Genomic DNA, 17,754 nt, shown 5'->3' with positions numbered 1-17,754 from the left:
TTTGGAGGGATTTATAAATATAATTAAATCTCTGTATTCTCACTCCATAAAAAATACATGCCATATTGTCCAGTCCGGAATTCTCCACCTGCAGATTTACCTTCATCTGTTAAAAAATGCTTTCCATTTTCATTGAGTGTTAGATAACCTTTGGCAATCAATTTCTCAAAAGTGTCTGCTGTTTTTAAGCCTAGTTTTGCGGCAAGCTTCGCTGTGGTCAGTTTTGTGAACGCTGTATTTTCTTCTGATTTATTCTCTTCAGTTGGGATGGTCTCTGCTTTTACCTCATCTAAAGTAATGCGGACTTCATCACTAATTCGAATAATCCGTTGTGCTTCTTCATAAGCTTCTTTAAATACATCATTATCTTCGTACTTGCGGATTAGAATCCCCATTTCATTGTTATTCACTTGGCTAAATTCATAGAGATTCAAGCTTGAAATGATGCACTCTGATTCATTCAAATAGCATTTTGCATGTAGATTTTTACAAAAACTTAGACGCACATAATCCAGTTTTTGCATCCATTTAATTTCATCAGGATGCAGATCACTTTTACCGTAAACAATACGGATATCAATTTTTAGCCGATCTTTGTCTTCCAATAGCTCTTTAATACGATCATTGAGACGCAAATATGGACTAATTAAAATTAAACGCTCTTTGGCATTTTTAATAAGTTCTTCTAGAAAGAAATTTGTTCCGCTTGTGTTTAAAAATTTTGCCATTTATTTCTCATATTCTTATTTAATCATTGTAGAGATATTAGCTTAAATTTTTGAATCAAGAAAATAATTTAACTTACGGATTAGCTCAACGAAAACTTTTGAGATTTTATCTTTCATTCAATTTTAGATCTTTTAACAAACCAAGTTGGCACGATAACTGCTTTATTTTGATGCAAATTTTAAATGCTAAAAATTATTTGGTTTCAATTTGGAACAAATACAGGATTTATCAGCATCAGTAGGGTAGTTATGAAAATTTATACGCAACGTTTGGAAAACATTGCACCAGAAAGTGATTTTGAGTCTCTTGAACTCACATTCGATACACGACAAAAGAGCCGTTTTCGTGCAACTTTAAAAAATGGTGTCGATATTGGTGCAGATTTACCACGTACAGGAATTTTGCGTAGTGGTTCTTTTATAGCAACTGAACAGGGTGACATTCTTCGGGTCGATGCGAAGCCTGAAAAATTGATGCAGGTGACTACAAACAATAGCTTTGACTTATTAAAAGCAGCCTATCATCTAGGGAATCGTCATGTTCCATTAATGTTGACACCTACAGCATTGTACTTTGAACCAGATCATGTACTGGCTGAAATGGTACAAGGCTTAGGTCTTGAAGTTCAGGAAGTCATGCACCCATTTGAACCTGAAAGTGGTGCTTATGCACAGCATCAGCATGACCACCGCTTAAGCCCAATCAAGGCTTTACATCATGTCCATCACTAATGCGTCTCAACTGCTCAGCTTGCTGACTTTATCTTCAACGGCATTGCCGATTGGAGCGTACTGTTATTCGCAAGGGGTGGAAAGCGCCATCGAAAAAGGCATGGTGCATGATGAAGTCTCCTGTGTGAGCTATTTTCAGGAAGTATTGGAAATGCTACTAGTGCGTTTTGAGCTTCCAGTACTCAAGCGTCTGGTAGAGACTTTTGATGATGCAGAACAGTTTCAGTATTGGGCAGAACTGTATCGGGCCAGCCGAGAATCCAAAGAATTACTGGCTGAATCACAACAATTGGCATTTTCTTTGAATGCATGGATTAGAGATGTTTTAAAACAACCACCGAGCGTAAAAAAGCAATTAGGGTTTGTGCCGGTGTATGCACATTTATGTGGTGAGCTGGGTTTAGATCTTGCCGATGTCTTAACTGCTTATAGCTTTACAGTTTTGGAAAATCAGCTGCTGGCAGCAGTAAAAACCATTCCACTCGGGCAAATGAGTGGGCAGCGGATTATATGGCAACTACATCAGGAAATTCCTGAAGCTGTACAGGCAGCATTAGCTTTATATGATCATGAAATCAGCAGCGCATTACCGCAATATGCCATGTTGAGCATGTCTCATGAAACCCAGTATTCACGCTTATTCCGGTCGTAATCTTCAGACCAGAGCAGTAGTAAAAAGATTGAAAAGCATCATTAAAACTGGTGCCCAGAAAATGTAATAAAGGAAATCAACATGTCAGAACGTAGTCCATTACGCGTTGGAATTGGTGGTCCGGTTGGATCAGGTAAAACTGCTTTAACCCTGAATTTATGTCTTGCACTGCGTGAAAAATACAATATGGCAGTGGTGACCAATGACATCTACACCAAAGAAGACTCGAACTTTTTAACCCGTCATGAAGCGATGTCGCCAGACCGTATTGTCGGTGTAGAAACAGGCGGCTGCCCACATACTGCGATTCGTGAAGATGCGTCCATTAACCTGGCTGCGATTGATGATTTGTGTGAAAAGTTTGATGGACTAGAACTTATCATTATTGAAAGTGGTGGCGATAACCTTGCGGCAACCTTTAGCCCGGAATTATCTGATCTCACTTTATACGTGATTGATGTGGCTGGTGGCGAGAAAATTCCACGTAAAGGCGGTCCCGGTATTACCAAGTCGGATCTGCTAATTATCAATAAAACGGATTTGGCGCCAATGGTCGGTGCCAGCCTGGAGGTGATGGATCAGGATGCGAAGCGGATGCGTGGCGATAAACCATTTTTATTTTCTAATATGAAAACACAAGATGGCTTGAACGAAATTATCAGCTTTATCGAAAAACAAGGTTTATTTAAGTCTTAAGGGGAAATTCATCATGCGTCTATTCAAACAGTTACTGGTTGCAAGCGTGGCAGCTTTACCGATGTTGGCATTTGCTCACGCGGGACATGACCATCACAGTGGATTCTGGTCTGGCTTTGTCCATCCTTTTACTGGTTTAGATCACCTGATGATGGCGATTGCCTTTGGTGTATTGATGTGGACTGCAAATCAACGCTGGAAAATTTCGGGTCTCATCGGTCTGGCAGTAGCGATGGTTGCAGGCTTTGTGCTCGGTAGCAAGGGTCTGCTTTCAACTTCACTGGCTGAGTCAGGCATCATCGCTTCACTGGTCATTTTAGCTGTTGCGCTGTGGACTAAATCGAATAAGGTTTTGCCTGTCGCTGCAATCTTATTGGCTAGCTTCCACGGCGTAGCGCATGGAAGTGAATTGGGGCAAGGTGGACATGTATCGCTATTAATTGTCGGTATGGTTTCAGCAATGGCTTTGATTTATGGTACAGGCTTGGCTCTAGGTGCATTCGTAAAAAAATATGTACCTTATGGCAAGCAGATCATTGGTGGGTTAGCTGCAGTTGTCGCTGTCATTGGCCTGGCTTAATGCCTGAAAAATCATTTGCAGATGAAATTGAGTTGATTTGTTGATGTATGAACTGGCAGAAAAAAGCACACAGCAGAACTTATGGTATGCACGTCTGGAAATGGGATTTCAGGCGCAGCAACAGACTGCACGAACCATTTTGCAACATCGCAGGCATCATGGACCGGTACGCATCCAGAAAATGTTATGGCCAGAAGCCAATGGGATTTGCCATGCCATTATCGTGCATCCGCCAGCAGGGATCGCCGGTGGAGATCATCTCACTTTTGATATGCAGGTGGATGCCAATGCTCATGCTTTGGTGACCACACCGGGTGCGGGTAAATGGTACAGAACCAATGGCAAGCAGGCTTTTCAGCACATTCATATCCGTTTAAATGACAATGCGATTTTTGAATGGCTACCTCAAGAAACCATGCTGTTTGATGGGGCTAATGCCAGTTCCGAAACAATCGTCCATTTAGATGCGGCAGCCAGTTTTATTGGTTGGGATATGCTGGTGATCGGCCGTCAGGCACGAGATGAGCAGTTTGCACAGGGGGCTTATCAAAACCGGTTTCAGCTTTGGCGTAAAGACAAATTGCTGGTTGTAGATACCTTGAATTTTAAAGGCAATGACCGCTGGCTCAGTTCATGTCTAGGTATGAATGGACATGCGGTGATGGGTAGCTTCTGGGCTGTACCGCCTGAAAAATACCGCGCGAGTTTTTATCTGGAACAGCATCTCGATTTAATTCGTGAGCTTATTATGCGGATGGATGTACCGATTACCTTGACTTTGCTTGGCGATGTAATTAGTGCACGTTTTCTGGGAGATGATGTCCGTCAATGCCATGATGGTTTTGCTGCAATTCGCGCTCGATTAAGACGTTACTGGTTCGGTCTGGATGAGGCATTTCCGAGGATTTGGCGGACGTAAAAGTCTTCATAATCGTCTTAAAAAATGTCCTCTTTTAAAGATGAGTGAGAAGCGTTGCTCCGCAAAAAAAATTAAGGATTCCTTTGACTGGAAGAAGGCTAAGAGCAGGTCAAATCCCTCCCGACCTCCCTTTGATAAAGGGAGGAGAAAAGCTCATCTCTTTTATAAAGTTGAAATGGGAAAGATTTTAAATCTTGCACATATTTTGCTTAGAAATACATATATATCAATGAGGAACCAGTTATGGAACTCAATCCTACAGAAAAAGATAAACTGCTGATTTTTACTGCGGGTCTGGTGGCAGAGCGTCGTAAAGCCCGAGGTTTAAAGCTGAATTATCCAGAAGCCATTGCCTATATTTCTGCGGCACTGCTTGAAGGTGCGCGTGATGGCATGACGGTGAGTGAATTGATGCATTACGGTACGACTTTACTGACACGTGATGATGTCATGGAAGGCATTCCGGAAATGATTGCAGAAGTGCAGGTCGAGGCAACCTTTCCAGATGGATCAAAGCTGGTCACTGTCCATCAACCGATCATATAGGAGCAGCACATGATTCCAGGGGAAATTTTTACACCTGAGAGCGATATTGAAATGAATGTCGGTCGGGAAATTTTGAAGGTGACTGTCGCTAATATTGGTGATCGACCGATTCAGGTCGGATCACATTTCCATTTTGCCGAAGCAAATGATGCCTTGCAGTTTGATCGTGAGCTGGCCAAAGGCTTTCGCTTAAATATTGCTGCCGGTACGGCGATTCGTTTTGAGCCAGGGCAGAAACGTGATGTGGAACTGGTCGCACTGGCTGGGAAACGTGAAGTTTATGGTTTCGCCGGGCGGGTCATGGGCAAGCTCGATTCATAAAAATTGCAGCAGAATTATAAAGGTTTATAAATCATGAAAATGTCACGTCGTGCTTATGCCGAAATGTTTGGACCGACAGTCGGGGATCGTGTTCGTCTAGCTGATACTGAATTATTCATTGAAGTCGAACAGGATTTCACCACTTATGGTGAAGAAGTTAAATTTGGTGGCGGCAAGGTCATTCGTGATGGTATGGGACAATCACAACTTTTGTCATCCGATGTAGCTGACACTGTCATTACAAATGTGCTGATTGTTGACTGGTGGGGTATTGTAAAGGCCGATGTAGGCCTAAAAAATGGTCGAATCTGGAAAATCGGTAAAGCCGGTAACCCGGATATCCAGCCAAATATTACCATTCCACTCGGTGCAGCTACAGAAGTCATTGCTGGCGAAGGACAAATATTAACAGCTGGCGGAATTGATACCCATATTCACTGGATCTGCCCGCAGCAAGTTGAAACGGCACTGATGTCTGGTACAACCACGATGGTCGGTGGCGGTACGGGTCCGGCAGCTGGAACTTCTGCGACCACAGTAACTCCAGGACCTTGGCATATTGCCACTATGTTGCAAGCGATTGATGATTTACCGATGAATATTGGTTTATTAGGTAAGGGTAACTTAAGCCAGCCAGAGCCAATTGCAGAACAAATTAAAGCAGGTGTAGTGGGTTTAAAATTACATGAAGATTGGGGTTCTACACCTGCAGCGATTGATAACTGTCTGACTGTAGCCGACCAGTATGATGTACAAGTCGCCATCCACACTGACACACTAAACGAAAGTGGCTTTCTAGAAGAAACTTTGGCAGCTTTTAAAAATCGAACCATTCATACTTATCATACTGAAGGTGCAGGTGGCGGACATGCGCCGGACATTTTAAAAGCCATTGGTCAACCGAACGTATTACCATCTTCAACAAATCCAACCCGTCCATATACCGTCAATACCATTGATGAACATCTGGACATGTTAATGGTCTGTCACCATTTAGATCCAGCGATTGCAGAAGATGTGGCATTTGCAGAAAGTCGTATCCGCCGTGAAACCATTGCTGCAGAAGATATATTGCAGGATATGGGCGCAATTGCCATGATGTCATCAGACTCTCAGGCGATGGGACGTGTCGGTGAAGTAATTTTACGGACTTGGCAAACGGCGCATAAAATGAAAGTGCAACGTGGGCCTTTGGAAGGTGACACTGCCTATAAAGACAATAACCGGGTCAAACGTTATATCGCCAAATATACGATTAATCCTGCAATTACTCATGGTTTGAGCCACGAAATTGGTTCGGTGGAAGAAGGTAAATTGGCCGATCTAGTGCTGTGGAAGCCTGCATTCTTTGGAGTCAAACCATCCATGATTATTAAGGGCGGCATGATTGCAGCAGCGCCGATGGGTGATATTAATGCTTCTATTCCAACGCCACAGCCTGTGCATTATCGTCCAATGTTTGGGGCTTATCCGCGTGGTGTGCATAACACCTGTATTACGTTCCTGTCACAAGTTGCAATTGATGATGGCGTACATGAAAAATTAGGTCTGAAAAAGTTGATTTCACCATGTAAGGCGACACGCCAGGTAACTAAACAGGACATGAAACATAATAGTTACTGTCCTGTCATAGAAGTGCATCCAGAAACTTATGAGGTTCGTGCCGATGGTATGCATTTGACTTGTGAGCCAGCAGAAGTGTTGCCGATGGCTCAACGTTATTTCTTGTTTTAATTACCTCTCCCTGACCCTCTCCTTAAAGGAGAGGGAATTTCCACTATTTAAATAAACTGAATAGCCACCAAAATTCTAGACACACATAATCATCTTTTGGACTGCCACCACTCTCCTAGACAAATTTCGTCTATTCTTTTTGCATAGGAGAGAACATTATGAGTGGACAACGATACACCCCAGAATTTAAAGATGAAGCTGTTAAATTGATTACTGAACGTGGATATTCTGTCACCGATGTGGCAGAACGTTTAGGTGTATCACAGCACAGCATTTATAAATGGCTAAAGGCCGTACAGCCTTTACGCAACAACCCTGATGAACATGAACTACTCGAAGCAAAGAAAGAAATCCTTCGCCTTAAAAGTCAGCTCAAACAAACTGAAGAGGAACGGGATATTCTAAAAAAGGCCGCAAGGTACTTTGCAAGCCTGCCCGAGTAAAGTATCAGTTTATCCTGGAATACAACCATCAATTTAAGATTAAAACGATGTGTCGGGTTCTTAAGATTGCTCGTGCTGGCTACTATGCTTGGTTGCATGAACCCGAATCAGGCAGGACTATTGAAGATAAGCGGTTATTACAGCTCATCCGTTCTTCTTATGATGCCAGTTATGGCATCTACGGTTATCGTCGCATTACGCTGGATCTTAAAGAGCTAGGTGAAAGCTGTGGACCTAATCGTGTGCTGAAGATCATGAAGCACAATGGTATTGCCGCTGTTCGAGGATATAAGAAGCATAAAAGCTATGGTCGTGGTCGTCCTCAGATTGTGCCACCTAACCATTTAAATCGAGAATTTGTTGTAAACACACCGGATACCTCTTGGGTGACTGATATTACCTACATCCGCACCTGGCAAGGCTGGTTATATCTGGCTGTGGTTCTCGATTTATATTCGAGAAAAGTCATCGGTTGGTCAATGAACCTGTGATCATACACTCAGACCAAGGCTCACAATACAGTAGCGGAGACTGGCAGAAATTCTGTCAGAAGCATAATTTAGTTCCGAGTATGAGTCGTCGTGGAAACTGTTGGGACAATGCTGTTGCTGAATCCTTTTTTAGCAGCTTGAAGAAGGAAAGAATTAAAAAGAGGATCTATAAAACACGAGAAATGGCTCGTGCAGATGTATTTGATTACATCGAGATGTTTTACAATCGAATCAGGCGTCATTCGCATCTCGATGGGATGAGTCCGGAAGCCTTTGAGGCAGCTTCAAAATGAGGCCGTCTCGTGTCTAGGATACTGGGAGCAGTCCACTCTTGGAAAGTTTCTTCTCCCTTTGGGAGAAGGTTAGGATGAGGGGTATTTTCTTATTTTTTGATCTTGATGAGTATGTTTAAAAAATATATAGATTACTAATTCAATAGATTAGATAGAGTTTGCTAATTTGCTCAATATGTCAGAATACCCATTCATTTATCAAGATGAAAATTATATATATTTATATAAACATCAGCCCATCACTGATAGTCGACTAAAGCTTCTTACAGAAGGGACTATAAGTTTTACAAATCCTAAAAATTTTAATGACCCTTTGGACTGTGTAGGAAATATTGATGAGAGTCATCATTATTCAGCAGAAGAAATAAAGAAAATATTTAAAGATAGGGGGGCAAAGATAAGTCGAAAAAAGGCAGAAAAAAAGGCTAAGAAATATAAGGATTCTGAAAAAAGAAAGATACATGATCTAAGCTATTTCAAAGAAATGAATGATCGCATGGGAATCTGCTGCTTAAACCACAACCCACTTAATATTCTTATGTGGTCTCATTATGCAGATTTTCATAAAGGCTTTTTAACAGAATTTAAATTTCTGAAAAGAGATTTACTAAAATCGAATTCAGTTTATGCGAAGTTTTTTCCTATTTCTGTAAATTATTCAAATAAAATGCCATTAGTTACATTAAAAGATCGTTTAAAATCAGAAGAAAAAATATTAGAGATCTATACAACGAAATCTGAAGAATGGAGCTATGAAAAAGAGTTCAGAATTTTAAGACCTTATACAAATGAACCGATCCAAAAAATTCCTTATACAGATTTAATTTGTACTGTAATTGGTGGAATTAAAATTTCATCCAAAGATGAGGAAAAACTTAAAAAGATATGTAGTAAAAATAAAATTCCCTATTTTAGAGTAGAAAGAATATTCAATAATTATGGTCTAACAGTTCCTAATCATCCTAGATTAGATCGAACTATTAATGAAACTTCATGAAAATTTAATGATCCTTTTTGGCGCATAAATTGCTTGTCACGCTTATTCAATTTTACTGTTTGATATAACACATCAGGGATTAAACGTGACCAGCACATATCTACGCGGACAAGAACTCATAGATCAAATTCGAAACCAGCCTTATTCACGTGATTTGATTGGCTATCATGGCGATGTACCAAAAGTAGAATGGCCTAATCAGGCCCGTGTCGCAGTTCAATTTGTACTGAATTATGAGGAAGGTGGTGAAAACCACGTAGAACACGGTGATGCCGGTTCAGAACAGTTTCTATCTGACATTATTGGCGCAGCCAGCTTTCCAGACAAACACATGTCGATGGATTCTATGTATGAATATGGCTCACGTGCAGGTTTCTGGCGTATTCATAACGAGTTTAAAAAGCGTAATCTGCCGATGACCATATTCGGGGTTGGGATGGCTTTAATTCGTAATCCTTATATAGTCGAAGCGATTAAAGAAGCCAATTATGATGTAGTTTCACATGGTCAGCGCTGGGTGCATTATCAGGACATGCCAATTGAACTTGAACGCCAGTATATGGATCAGGCGATTAGCGTACTGGAAACCCTCTTCGGCAAATCACCGATTGGCTGGTATACCGGTCGGGATAGTCCAAATACCCGTCAATTACTGGCTGAATTTCCTCAGATTCAATATGACTGCGACAACTATGGCGATGACTTGCCATTTTGGAGCACATTGACCAATCAGGCAGGGGAAACACGCCCTCATTTGATCATCCCCTATACTTTAGAAAGCAATGATATGAAATTTAGTTCACCGGGCGGCTTTAATAGCGGGGAACAATTCTATCAATATTTAAAAGATGCCTTCGATGTGCTCTATGCTGAAGGTGAAACTGAACCAAAAATGCTATCGATCGGGATGCATTGTCGTATTTTAGGGCGGCCGGGACGCTTTAAAGCCCTACAAAAGTTCCTCGATTATGTGCAAGGTCATGAAAAAGTCTGGATTTGCCGCCGAGGTGATATTGCAGCGCATTGGTATAAATATCACGCACCAAAATGAGAAAAATATATTAAAAAAGAGAACCTTGAGCTCTCTTTTTTGCTTTATACATCATATAAAAATAGAAGATCAAGACGATTTGGCACTGTTATTGCAAAACCTGTACTGAACAAAAAATGAATATCATCAGGCGATTTAATAGTGCAACTCGTTGAATTTAATCAGGCATCTCTAGAAGAGGCCATTACCTTTTTAAAGCACTGTGTGCAAATACCGAGCTGGTCGACCCAGATTGAAGCAAAGCGTCCTTATATATCTGTTGAAGATGTATTGAATATAGCCAGACAACAGGCTGCAACCTGGACCTGGGACGAAATCAAAGCAGCTTTGGATAATCATCCACGTATTGGTGAAAAAAAGGCACAGGCTGAATTAAGCGAAGTTGAAAAAAACTTTTCCAATCGTGAACAGGCTGCGATAACTCAGGACGAAGCAACTCAGCAAGCTTTGCTAGAAGGCAATATCGCTTATGAAAAAAAATACGGTTATATCTTCCTGATTAAAGCGGCTGGTCTAAATAGCCAAGAAGTGCTGAATGCCTTGAAAGATCGTTTAGCTAATGATCCGGAAACTGAAAAAGGTATTGTTCATACGCAACTGGCGGAAATCGCTTTATTAAGACTGTCACAGGAGCTGCAAGCATGATCAGCACTCATATTTTAGATACGCATCTCGGCAAACCTGCAGCACATGTTTTAATCAAACTCTTTGATGAAGAAGGTGAATTACTCGGAAAAGCATTTACCAATGCAGATGGTCGAGTCACAGATTTTGGTTTAACCGAATTTGAGGAAGGTAAATACAGTCTTGAATTTGCTACTTCTGATTATTTTGAAGGCTTAGGTCTAGAAACTTTCTTTCCTAAAGCAGTCATTCATTTTCAGGTGAAAGATGCCTCCCAGCACTTTCATATTCCTTTATTGATCAGCCCATTCGCGTACTCCACATATCGCGGAAGCTGATTTTTTATTTAAGCTTTCAGGGAGAGAAAAAGAATGACAGAACAAAGCACAAACATTTCACCAGAACATGAATATCTGGGCGCAGGCAAAAGTGCAGCCTATGGCTTGCAACATGTATTGACCATGTACGGTGGTATTATCGCACCACCACTCATTGTGGGTACTGCCGCAGGTTTGGAAGCTACACAAGTCGGTTTATTGATTGCGGCTGCATTGTTTGTTGGCGGTCTGGCTACGATTTTACAAACCATTGGAGTGAAATATATCGGGGCTAAATTGCCACTGGTACAAGGGGTTTCCTTTGCGGGTGTGGCGACGATGGTGGCGATTGTAACTACAGGTGGCGGCTTATCAGCTGTTTATGGTGCAGTCATCATAGCTTCATTAATTGGTTTCTTCCTTGCGCCTTATTTTTCTAGAATTATCCGTTTTTTCCCGCCAGTCGTGACCGGCTGTGTGATCACGATTATCGGTTTATCACTTTTACCCGTAGCCGTTCGCTGGATGATGGGGGGTAATAAAAATGCACCTGAATGGGGAAGTGTTGAAAATATCAGCCTGGCCGTGATGACCTTGGCTATTGTGATCTGTCTAAACTTGAGCAGAAATGCCTCGATTCGTCGCTTATCTATTTTATTGGCGATCGTAATGGGTTCAGTGCTGGCTTATCTGTTTGGTTTTGGCGATTTTAGTAAAGTCGGCCATGGTGCATGGGTACAATTTCCGAGTTTCTTTGCTTTTGGCATGCCGACCTTTGAACTCAGTGCAATCATTTCCATGCTGATTGTGACGTTGGTGATTATGACTGAAACGACGGCTGATATTATTGCTGTAGGTGAGATTGTTGGAACCAAAGTAGATTCAGAACGTATTTCGAATGGTCTGCGTGCAGATATGTTCTCAAGTGCAGTTGCACCGATTTTTGGTTCGTTCATGCAAAGTGCTTTTGCGCAAAACGTCGGACTGGTTGCCATTACCGGGATTAAAAGCCGTTTTGTAGTCGCTGCAGGCGGTATGATTCTAGTAGTTTTGGGATTACTTTCCATTATGGGCCGACTAATCGCCGCAATTCCGGTTCCGGTACTTGGTGGTGCAGGTCTAGTGTTATTTGGTACAGTAGCTGCAAGCGGCATTCGTACGCTAGCAAAAATTGATTATAACGAGCAGAAGAATTTGATCATTGTTGCAACTTCAATTGCAGCCGGCATGATCCCGATTATTGACTATTCTTTCTATGCCAATTTCCCAAAATGGTTCCAAACCCTGTTCCATTCTGGCATCAGTTCAACCTGTTTAATGGCGATCCTTTTAAATATTCTGTTTAATCATCTGCCAATGTTTAAGTCGAAAACAGAGGTTCCGGAAAAGGTCGCAGAAACGCTGCATTAAAGTTTGATTTCCTCCATATGCCCATGCCAGTCATGGGCTTTTTTTATCAAAAATTAAAAAAGTTGGCTTTGTTTTTGCTTAATCCAGTGTGAAATTTTTAATTCCATTGGGGAACCTTATTTATGAAATTTACTCAAGTTTCTGCTGCAACATTACTTGCATTGGGTGCAGCATCTGCACAGGCAAAACCAGTCTGGCAGGATTTTAGCGTTACTGGGCTTTATGGGGAAAACTATGAAGTTGTAGATGAAAAACAGGCAACCCTAACTGTTGAATACGCTGCAAAAGTTAAATATGCAGATGTCTTCTTTTTCATTGACCGTATGCGTGGTTCCGATGATATTAAATCAAGCTATTTTGAATTTTCACCACGTTTAAGTCTGGGTGAAGTTTCAGGTCAAAAGCTGGCATTTGGTCCAGTGAAAGATGTTTTGGTGGCAACGACTTGGGAAGGTGGTGAAGGTTTTGATAACTTCCTGTACGGTGTAGGTTTCGATCTGGCAATTCCAAAATTCAATTATGCCAGCGTGAATCTCTATCGTGTAAATAACGAAAATATGGAAGACGACTATCAGCTCACCTTGACCTATGGTGTGCCATTTAAACTAGGTACAGAAGAATTCCTGGTAGATGGCTTCCTGGACTGGTCAACTGCTGAAGATGATCATGCGAGCGAGATGAACTGGACGACTCAGTGGAAATGGAATGTCGGCAAGCACATTTCTCCTGATACCAATTTATATCTTGGTATTGAGCATTCGGTTTGGAATAACAAATACGGTATTCCGGATGCAGATGAAAACAACGTGAGTGCTTTAGTGAAATATCATTTCTAAATACAACAAATAAGAAATTAAAAAGCCCTTATTGATAAGGGCTTTTTAATGGGCTTAATTTTCGATAAAAATCTTTTCAGGAAAAGTATAAACATCACAGTTTGGACCAGTGCCGATACGATCGATCACCACGAAATCACTCGGAGCTTCAAAGGTCAGCAAAGGATGATGCCAGGTGCCGGCACGATAATTTACGCCTTGTGTACCATTACTGATAAAAGCCTGAATTTGACTGAGATCAGGTTTTTCATGATCCAGATTAGGTGCAACCACAATTAAAAATTTCTGGCCTTGCATCGGGATGAACGCTTGTGAACCGACAGGATGACGCTCCAGCATTTCGATTGCAAAGGGAATGGCTGTAGTCTGAATATTTCTAAAAATACTTAGACCAACTTTTGCATCTGTTTCAGCAACAGCCAGAGCATGATAACGCTCAGTCTGCTGATCATTAATATGGAAAAAATCATTGCCTTCACAGGCAATGACCTCGCCATAAGGCAAGAAACTTTCAGCAGTTAAGGGCTGTATTTTTATGCTTTGCATGCTCATAGATGTAATTACTCAGACAACTTTTCCCCATAGACGAATCCGGCTAATGCCACCATCCGGAATCATATTCACCCGAATATGAGAAATTTTTTCCTGTTTTAAGATTTCCTTAACAAAGCTATGAATATGATCCATCTGCATATCTTGTGCTTCAAGCAGGAATGGCCAGAACATACTTTGCGGAATTAACTGCTGATCAGTCGCATCTTCAATATAAATCGCTTGGATAGAGACTTGAGCAGGGAAGTTGCCTTTAAAATGTGCGGTATCAATCTCAATTTTTTCAATCTGGCCACTTTGACCCAAGGCCAGAATACACCAGTCAAAACCGGGTGCACGACGGCGTTTAGTTTCCCAGCCATCCCCCATATTGATGCCACGCCCCGGATTAATCAAATTACGTGGATGACCAAAGTGCGCATCACTATAGGCAATGACACGACCGCCATTTTCCAGAGCGACCAGATCAATCACCTGATTGCTGTCCTGAACCTGGATTTTTACTTCACCATAGACTTTAAAGCGCGCCACGCCCCCGTCAGGGAAAATATTTAGACGTACATGCGTAAAGACCTCGTCTGAAGCAACATTGAAAATATGATGCTGGCTCGGACCTAATATACTGTTTGGTAAAACTGAGTGCCAGGTTGCAGTGCTTAAGTCACCATTTGGTGCATAGCAGGCTTCAACTGCAGCAGAAGCTGGGTAGTTACCGGTAAAGAACGTGGTATCAATATCTAGTGCTTTGATGGTTCCAGCCACACCTAGTTTAACAATGGCCCAGTCATAGCCGGCATGGCGCTTGCGGCGGGTTTCCCAGCCATCCATCCATTTGCCATGATCATCAAATTTATCTTCAACAAAAATTGGTGCATCAAATTGCAACATTCGTTTTGCTTCAGCAAAAAAATCATCTGAACATTCAAGAATTTCTGCACCAATCCGGCTATCAGCCAAGTTGGTAAGCTGCTGGATATGGGCAGGGATCTCGAAAATGGGTGCAAATAATCTTGCCATAACTATGTTCCATTCAAATTATGTTTAACGTGAATCTAATTTTTTATAAAAGTCTGTAATTCTGCTGAAAGACCTTATAAAAACAGGTTTTTAATGAATAGATGAATGCACGGCTTGTGCCAACTTTTGAGAAAAATCAGTGCATTATTTTCGAAATGGCACGCTTTTAGCTACACAGGGAGGAAGAAACACAATTTTGAGAGGAGCAAATAGATGGAGATTACAATTATTGGTGCAGGGATGGGGGGATTGACCACAGGAATTGCACTAAAAAAGTTTGGGCATAAAGTCACCATCTATGAACAGGCAGAAAAGATTTTACCGGTGGGCGCAGCAATTTCACTTTGGTCAAATGGGGTAAAATGTTTGAATTATCTGGGCTTAACTGAACAGGTCGCCAATCTTGGCGGCCAGATGGATCAGCTGGCCTATATTGATGGCTTGACGGGCGATACCATGACGCAGTTCAGTTTATTGCCGTTAATTGAAGAAGTGGGACAACGTCCATATCCGGTGGCACGTGCAGATTTACAAAACATGCTGATGGACGATTTTGGCCATGAAGATATTCAGCTTGGCAAGAAAATGATCGAGCTGCAAGAACAAGAAGATGGTGTCCTGGTTAAATTTGCGGATGGTACAGAAATCAAAACGGATCTACTGATTGGCGCAGATGGAACTCATTCCATTACCCGTGCCTATGTACTGGGTGAACAGGTTTCTCGTCGCTATGCCGGTTATGTCAACTGGAATGGTCTGGTAGAAATTTCAGAAAATCTCACTCCGGCAGATCAATGGACCACATTTGTCGGGCAAGGTAAGCGCGTTTCGCTGATGCCTGTAGCAGACGGAAAATTCTATTTCTTCTTTGATGTGCCGTTGCCAGCCGGTTTAGAGAATAATCGGGCAGAATATAAAACCTTGTTGAAACAGTACTTTGAAGGTTGGTGTGCGCCGGTTCAGCATCTGATTGATGCGCTGGATGAACAGAAAACCAATCGGGTTGAAATTCATGATATTGAACCGTTTGCTCAGTTCTATAAAGGTCGTGTCGTAATTGTTGGTGATGCCGCACATAGCACCACACCGGATATTGGTCAGGGTGGTTGTCAGGCCATGGAAGATGCGATCTATCTGGCTCGGTCTTTACAGATTAATACCCTTGGGCTGGAAGATGCCTTGAAACGCTATCAGAACAAACGCAATGAGCGTGCCAATGAGCTGGTATTGCGTGCACGTAAACGCTGTGATGTCACGCATATGAAAGATGAAGCCGTGACCAAAGAATGGTATGAAGAACTGCGTAAAGAGCAGGGACCACATATCATGAAAGGCATTATCAGTAATATTATTGGCAATCCTTTAGATTAATTCTGCCTTTACACTCTTGGCAAAAAGCCCTTCAATGATGAAGGGTTTTTTTATATTTAAATATGAGGGATTCGCTAATAGATTTTTTAGGCCGCAAGTAAAGCTTTCGCTGCCTGCCGATGTGCAGCCTGAACCGCTTCAAGATCCAGATTCAGGATTTCCCGGTTTTTAACGACCCATTGTCCATTCACCATGACATGTTCGGCACGGTCTGCACCGCACAGCAACAGGCCGGCAATCGGGTCATGAATCCCTGAAAAACGCACATCATCCAGACTATAAAAAGCTAAATCTGCCTGAAAATCTGCTGCGATTTGTCCTAGATGCTTTTCACGTCCCAGTAACTGTGCCGAGCCTTGTGTGGCCCAGGTTAAAGCACATTCAGGGGTAATCACTTCTGCACCATATTTTAAACGCTGTAAATACATCGCCTGCCGAGCTTCCAGAATCAGATTGGACGCATCACCCGAAGCAGAGCCATCCACACCCAGACCAATGACTGCACCCGCTTCCAGTAAATCCATGGTTGGACAAATCCCTGAAGCCAGACGCATATTGGAATGCGGACAATGACAGATACCGACCTGAGCCTGTCCTAAGCGTTGGATCTCATCGGCATTAAAATGAATGCCATGCGCCAGCCAAGTTCTAGAATTGAGCCAGCCTACACTTTCCAGATAATCGACGGTACGCATGCCAAATTTGGACAGGCAAAATTGTTCTTCATCCAGTGTTTCGGCCAGATGGGTATGCAGACGTACATCCAGTTTTTCTGCCAGTGCCGCACTTTCTCGCATAATCTCTTGGGTGACTGAAAATGGTGAACATGGTGCAAGCGCAATATTGACCATCGCATCAGCACTACGCTGGTGAAATTTCTGCACCAACCGTTCTGAGTCCAGCAGAATGGTGTCCATATCCTGTACGGTATGCTGCGGTGGCAAGCCACCAGAATCTTCACCCAGACTCATGGAACCTCGGGTCAGCATGACCCGAATCCCTAATTGTTCTGATGCTTCAACCTGAACATCAATGGCATCGGACAGCTGCTGTGGAAACAGATAATGGTGATCCGCCGCAAAGGTACAACCGGAAAGCAGTAATTCAGACAATGCAATTTGAGTGGCTAGATAATGCTGTTCAGTATTCAATTTGGCCCAGACCGGATATAAGGTTTTTAGCCATGGAAATAGCGGAGCATTGACCACGGGAGCCCAAGCGCGGGTCAAGGTCTGATAAAAATGATGATGGCTATTAATCAGTCCCGGTGTAATCACCAAATTCTGGGCATCAAAGAACTGGTCATAAGGCGATGCTGGGGTTTGTCCCAAAGCCACCAGTTCAATAATTTTGCCATCGCGAATGACCAAGCCACCACGGGCATCCAGATCATTTGCGGTAAATACAGCAAGAGGATTTTTAATCCATAAGGTTGTCATATCTT

Annotated in this window: 19 protein-coding genes and 1 pseudogene; 16 read left to right on the top strand and 4 right to left on the bottom strand. The window is 42.2% G+C overall.

The genetic code is table 11. From position 1 onward, the window contains the following. Positions 1–23 precede the first annotated feature (23 nt). Entirely contained in the window at positions 24–728 is a 705-nt protein-coding gene (locus AC4MCD_RS07645; protein ID WP_004785869.1) for a phospholipase D family protein, read from the bottom strand. Between the two features lie 249 nt (positions 729–977). Here AC4MCD_RS07645 and ureE point away from each other — a divergent pair, with 249 nt between their 5' ends. The 15 genes and pseudogenes from ureE (at position 978) to AC4MCD_RS07570 (ending at position 13,370) form a co-directional block, all read left to right on the top strand. Beyond that, positions 978–1,460: an urease accessory protein UreE gene (ureE, locus tag AC4MCD_RS07640; protein WP_005235563.1), complete on the top strand. Its 483-nt coding sequence runs from the start codon at positions 978–980 to the stop codon at positions 1,458–1,460. Further along, positions 1,447–2,112 (top strand): urease accessory protein UreF, encoded by a 666-nt coding sequence (locus AC4MCD_RS07635; protein WP_419365220.1) that lies wholly within the window; start codon positions 1,447–1,449, stop codon positions 2,110–2,112. Before ureE ends, AC4MCD_RS07635 begins: the two co-directional genes overlap by 14 nt. Positions 2,113–2,193: 81 nt before the next feature. Beyond that, entirely contained in the window at positions 2,194–2,808 is a 615-nt protein-coding gene (ureG, locus tag AC4MCD_RS07630; RefSeq protein WP_004785864.1) for an urease accessory protein UreG, read from the top strand. 13 nt (positions 2,809–2,821) lie between these two features. After that, positions 2,822–3,388 carry a HupE/UreJ family protein gene (locus AC4MCD_RS07625; RefSeq protein WP_419365219.1) on the top strand — a complete coding sequence of 189 codons (567 nt, stop codon included), beginning with the start codon at positions 2,822–2,824 and terminating at the stop codon, positions 3,386–3,388. A 43-nt stretch (positions 3,389–3,431) separates the two neighbouring features. Then, a complete protein-coding gene (locus AC4MCD_RS07620) occupies positions 3,432–4,307 on the top strand; it encodes an urease accessory protein UreD (protein WP_419365217.1) in 876 nt (291 codons plus the stop codon). Between the two features lie 243 nt (positions 4,308–4,550). After that, positions 4,551–4,853, top strand: a complete 303-nt coding sequence (gene ureA, locus AC4MCD_RS07615; RefSeq protein ID WP_395526097.1) for an urease subunit gamma — start codon at positions 4,551–4,553, stop codon at positions 4,851–4,853. 9 nt (positions 4,854–4,862) lie between these two features. Continuing rightward, entirely contained in the window at positions 4,863–5,174 is a 312-nt protein-coding gene (locus AC4MCD_RS07610) for an urease subunit beta (protein WP_179992540.1), read from the top strand. A 33-nt stretch (positions 5,175–5,207) separates the two neighbouring features. After that, a complete protein-coding gene (ureC, locus tag AC4MCD_RS07605; RefSeq protein ID WP_491875856.1) occupies positions 5,208–6,908 on the top strand; it encodes an urease subunit alpha in 1,701 nt (566 codons plus the stop codon). 158 nt (positions 6,909–7,066) lie between these two features. Then, positions 7,067–8,135 (top strand): annotated as a pseudogene (locus AC4MCD_RS07600) (IS3 family transposase). A gap of 175 nt (positions 8,136–8,310) precedes the next feature. Further along, positions 8,311–9,132 (top strand): DUF2971 domain-containing protein, encoded by an 822-nt coding sequence (locus AC4MCD_RS07595; RefSeq protein WP_491875855.1) that lies wholly within the window; start codon positions 8,311–8,313, stop codon positions 9,130–9,132. 85 nt (positions 9,133–9,217) lie between these two features. After that, positions 9,218–10,183, top strand: a complete 966-nt coding sequence (puuE, locus tag AC4MCD_RS07590; RefSeq protein ID WP_491875854.1) for an allantoinase PuuE — start codon at positions 9,218–9,220, stop codon at positions 10,181–10,183. A 141-nt stretch (positions 10,184–10,324) separates the two neighbouring features. Further along, positions 10,325–10,828, top strand: a complete 504-nt coding sequence (gene uraD, locus AC4MCD_RS07585; protein ID WP_419365207.1) for a 2-oxo-4-hydroxy-4-carboxy-5-ureidoimidazoline decarboxylase — start codon at positions 10,325–10,327, stop codon at positions 10,826–10,828. Further along, positions 10,825–11,145: a hydroxyisourate hydrolase gene (gene uraH, locus AC4MCD_RS07580; RefSeq protein WP_005235589.1), complete on the top strand. Its 321-nt coding sequence runs from the start codon at positions 10,825–10,827 to the stop codon at positions 11,143–11,145. Before uraD ends, uraH begins: the two co-directional genes overlap by 4 nt. 33 nt (positions 11,146–11,178) lie before the next feature. Then, positions 11,179–12,534, top strand: a complete 1,356-nt coding sequence (locus AC4MCD_RS07575) for a nucleobase:cation symporter-2 family protein (protein WP_491875853.1) — start codon at positions 11,179–11,181, stop codon at positions 12,532–12,534. A 122-nt stretch (positions 12,535–12,656) separates the two neighbouring features. Further along, entirely contained in the window at positions 12,657–13,370 is a 714-nt protein-coding gene (locus tag AC4MCD_RS07570) for an outer membrane protein OmpK (RefSeq protein ID WP_491875852.1), read from the top strand. Between the two features lie 54 nt (positions 13,371–13,424). On the opposite strand, the gene AC4MCD_RS07565 is transcribed toward AC4MCD_RS07570, so the two are convergent. Both AC4MCD_RS07565 and alc read right to left on the bottom strand, forming a co-directional pair. After that, positions 13,425–13,922 (bottom strand): ureidoglycolate lyase, encoded by a 498-nt coding sequence (locus AC4MCD_RS07565; RefSeq protein ID WP_491875851.1) that lies wholly within the window; start codon positions 13,920–13,922, stop codon positions 13,425–13,427. A 12-nt stretch (positions 13,923–13,934) separates the two neighbouring features. Next, positions 13,935–14,939 (bottom strand): allantoicase, encoded by a 1,005-nt coding sequence (gene alc, locus AC4MCD_RS07560; RefSeq protein ID WP_491875850.1) that lies wholly within the window; start codon positions 14,937–14,939, stop codon positions 13,935–13,937. Positions 14,940–15,152: 213 nt separating this feature from the next. On the opposite strand from alc, the gene hpxO reads away from it, so the two are divergent. Next, positions 15,153–16,310, top strand: a complete 1,158-nt coding sequence (hpxO, locus tag AC4MCD_RS07555) for an FAD-dependent urate hydroxylase HpxO (protein WP_419365197.1) — start codon at positions 15,153–15,155, stop codon at positions 16,308–16,310. 86 nt (positions 16,311–16,396) lie between these two features. On the opposite strand, the gene AC4MCD_RS07550 is transcribed toward hpxO, so the two are convergent. Further along, complete coding sequence (locus AC4MCD_RS07550) at positions 16,397–17,749, bottom strand: 8-oxoguanine deaminase (protein ID WP_491875849.1); 1,353 nt, start codon at positions 17,747–17,749, stop codon at positions 16,397–16,399. Between the last annotated feature and the right edge of the window lie 5 nt (positions 17,750–17,754).

This window comes from Acinetobacter sp. CAU_H_78 (genome assembly GCF_058599365.1).
The sequence above is the reverse complement of the archived record's forward strand: the minus strand, read 5'-3'. Positions and strand labels throughout refer to the sequence as shown.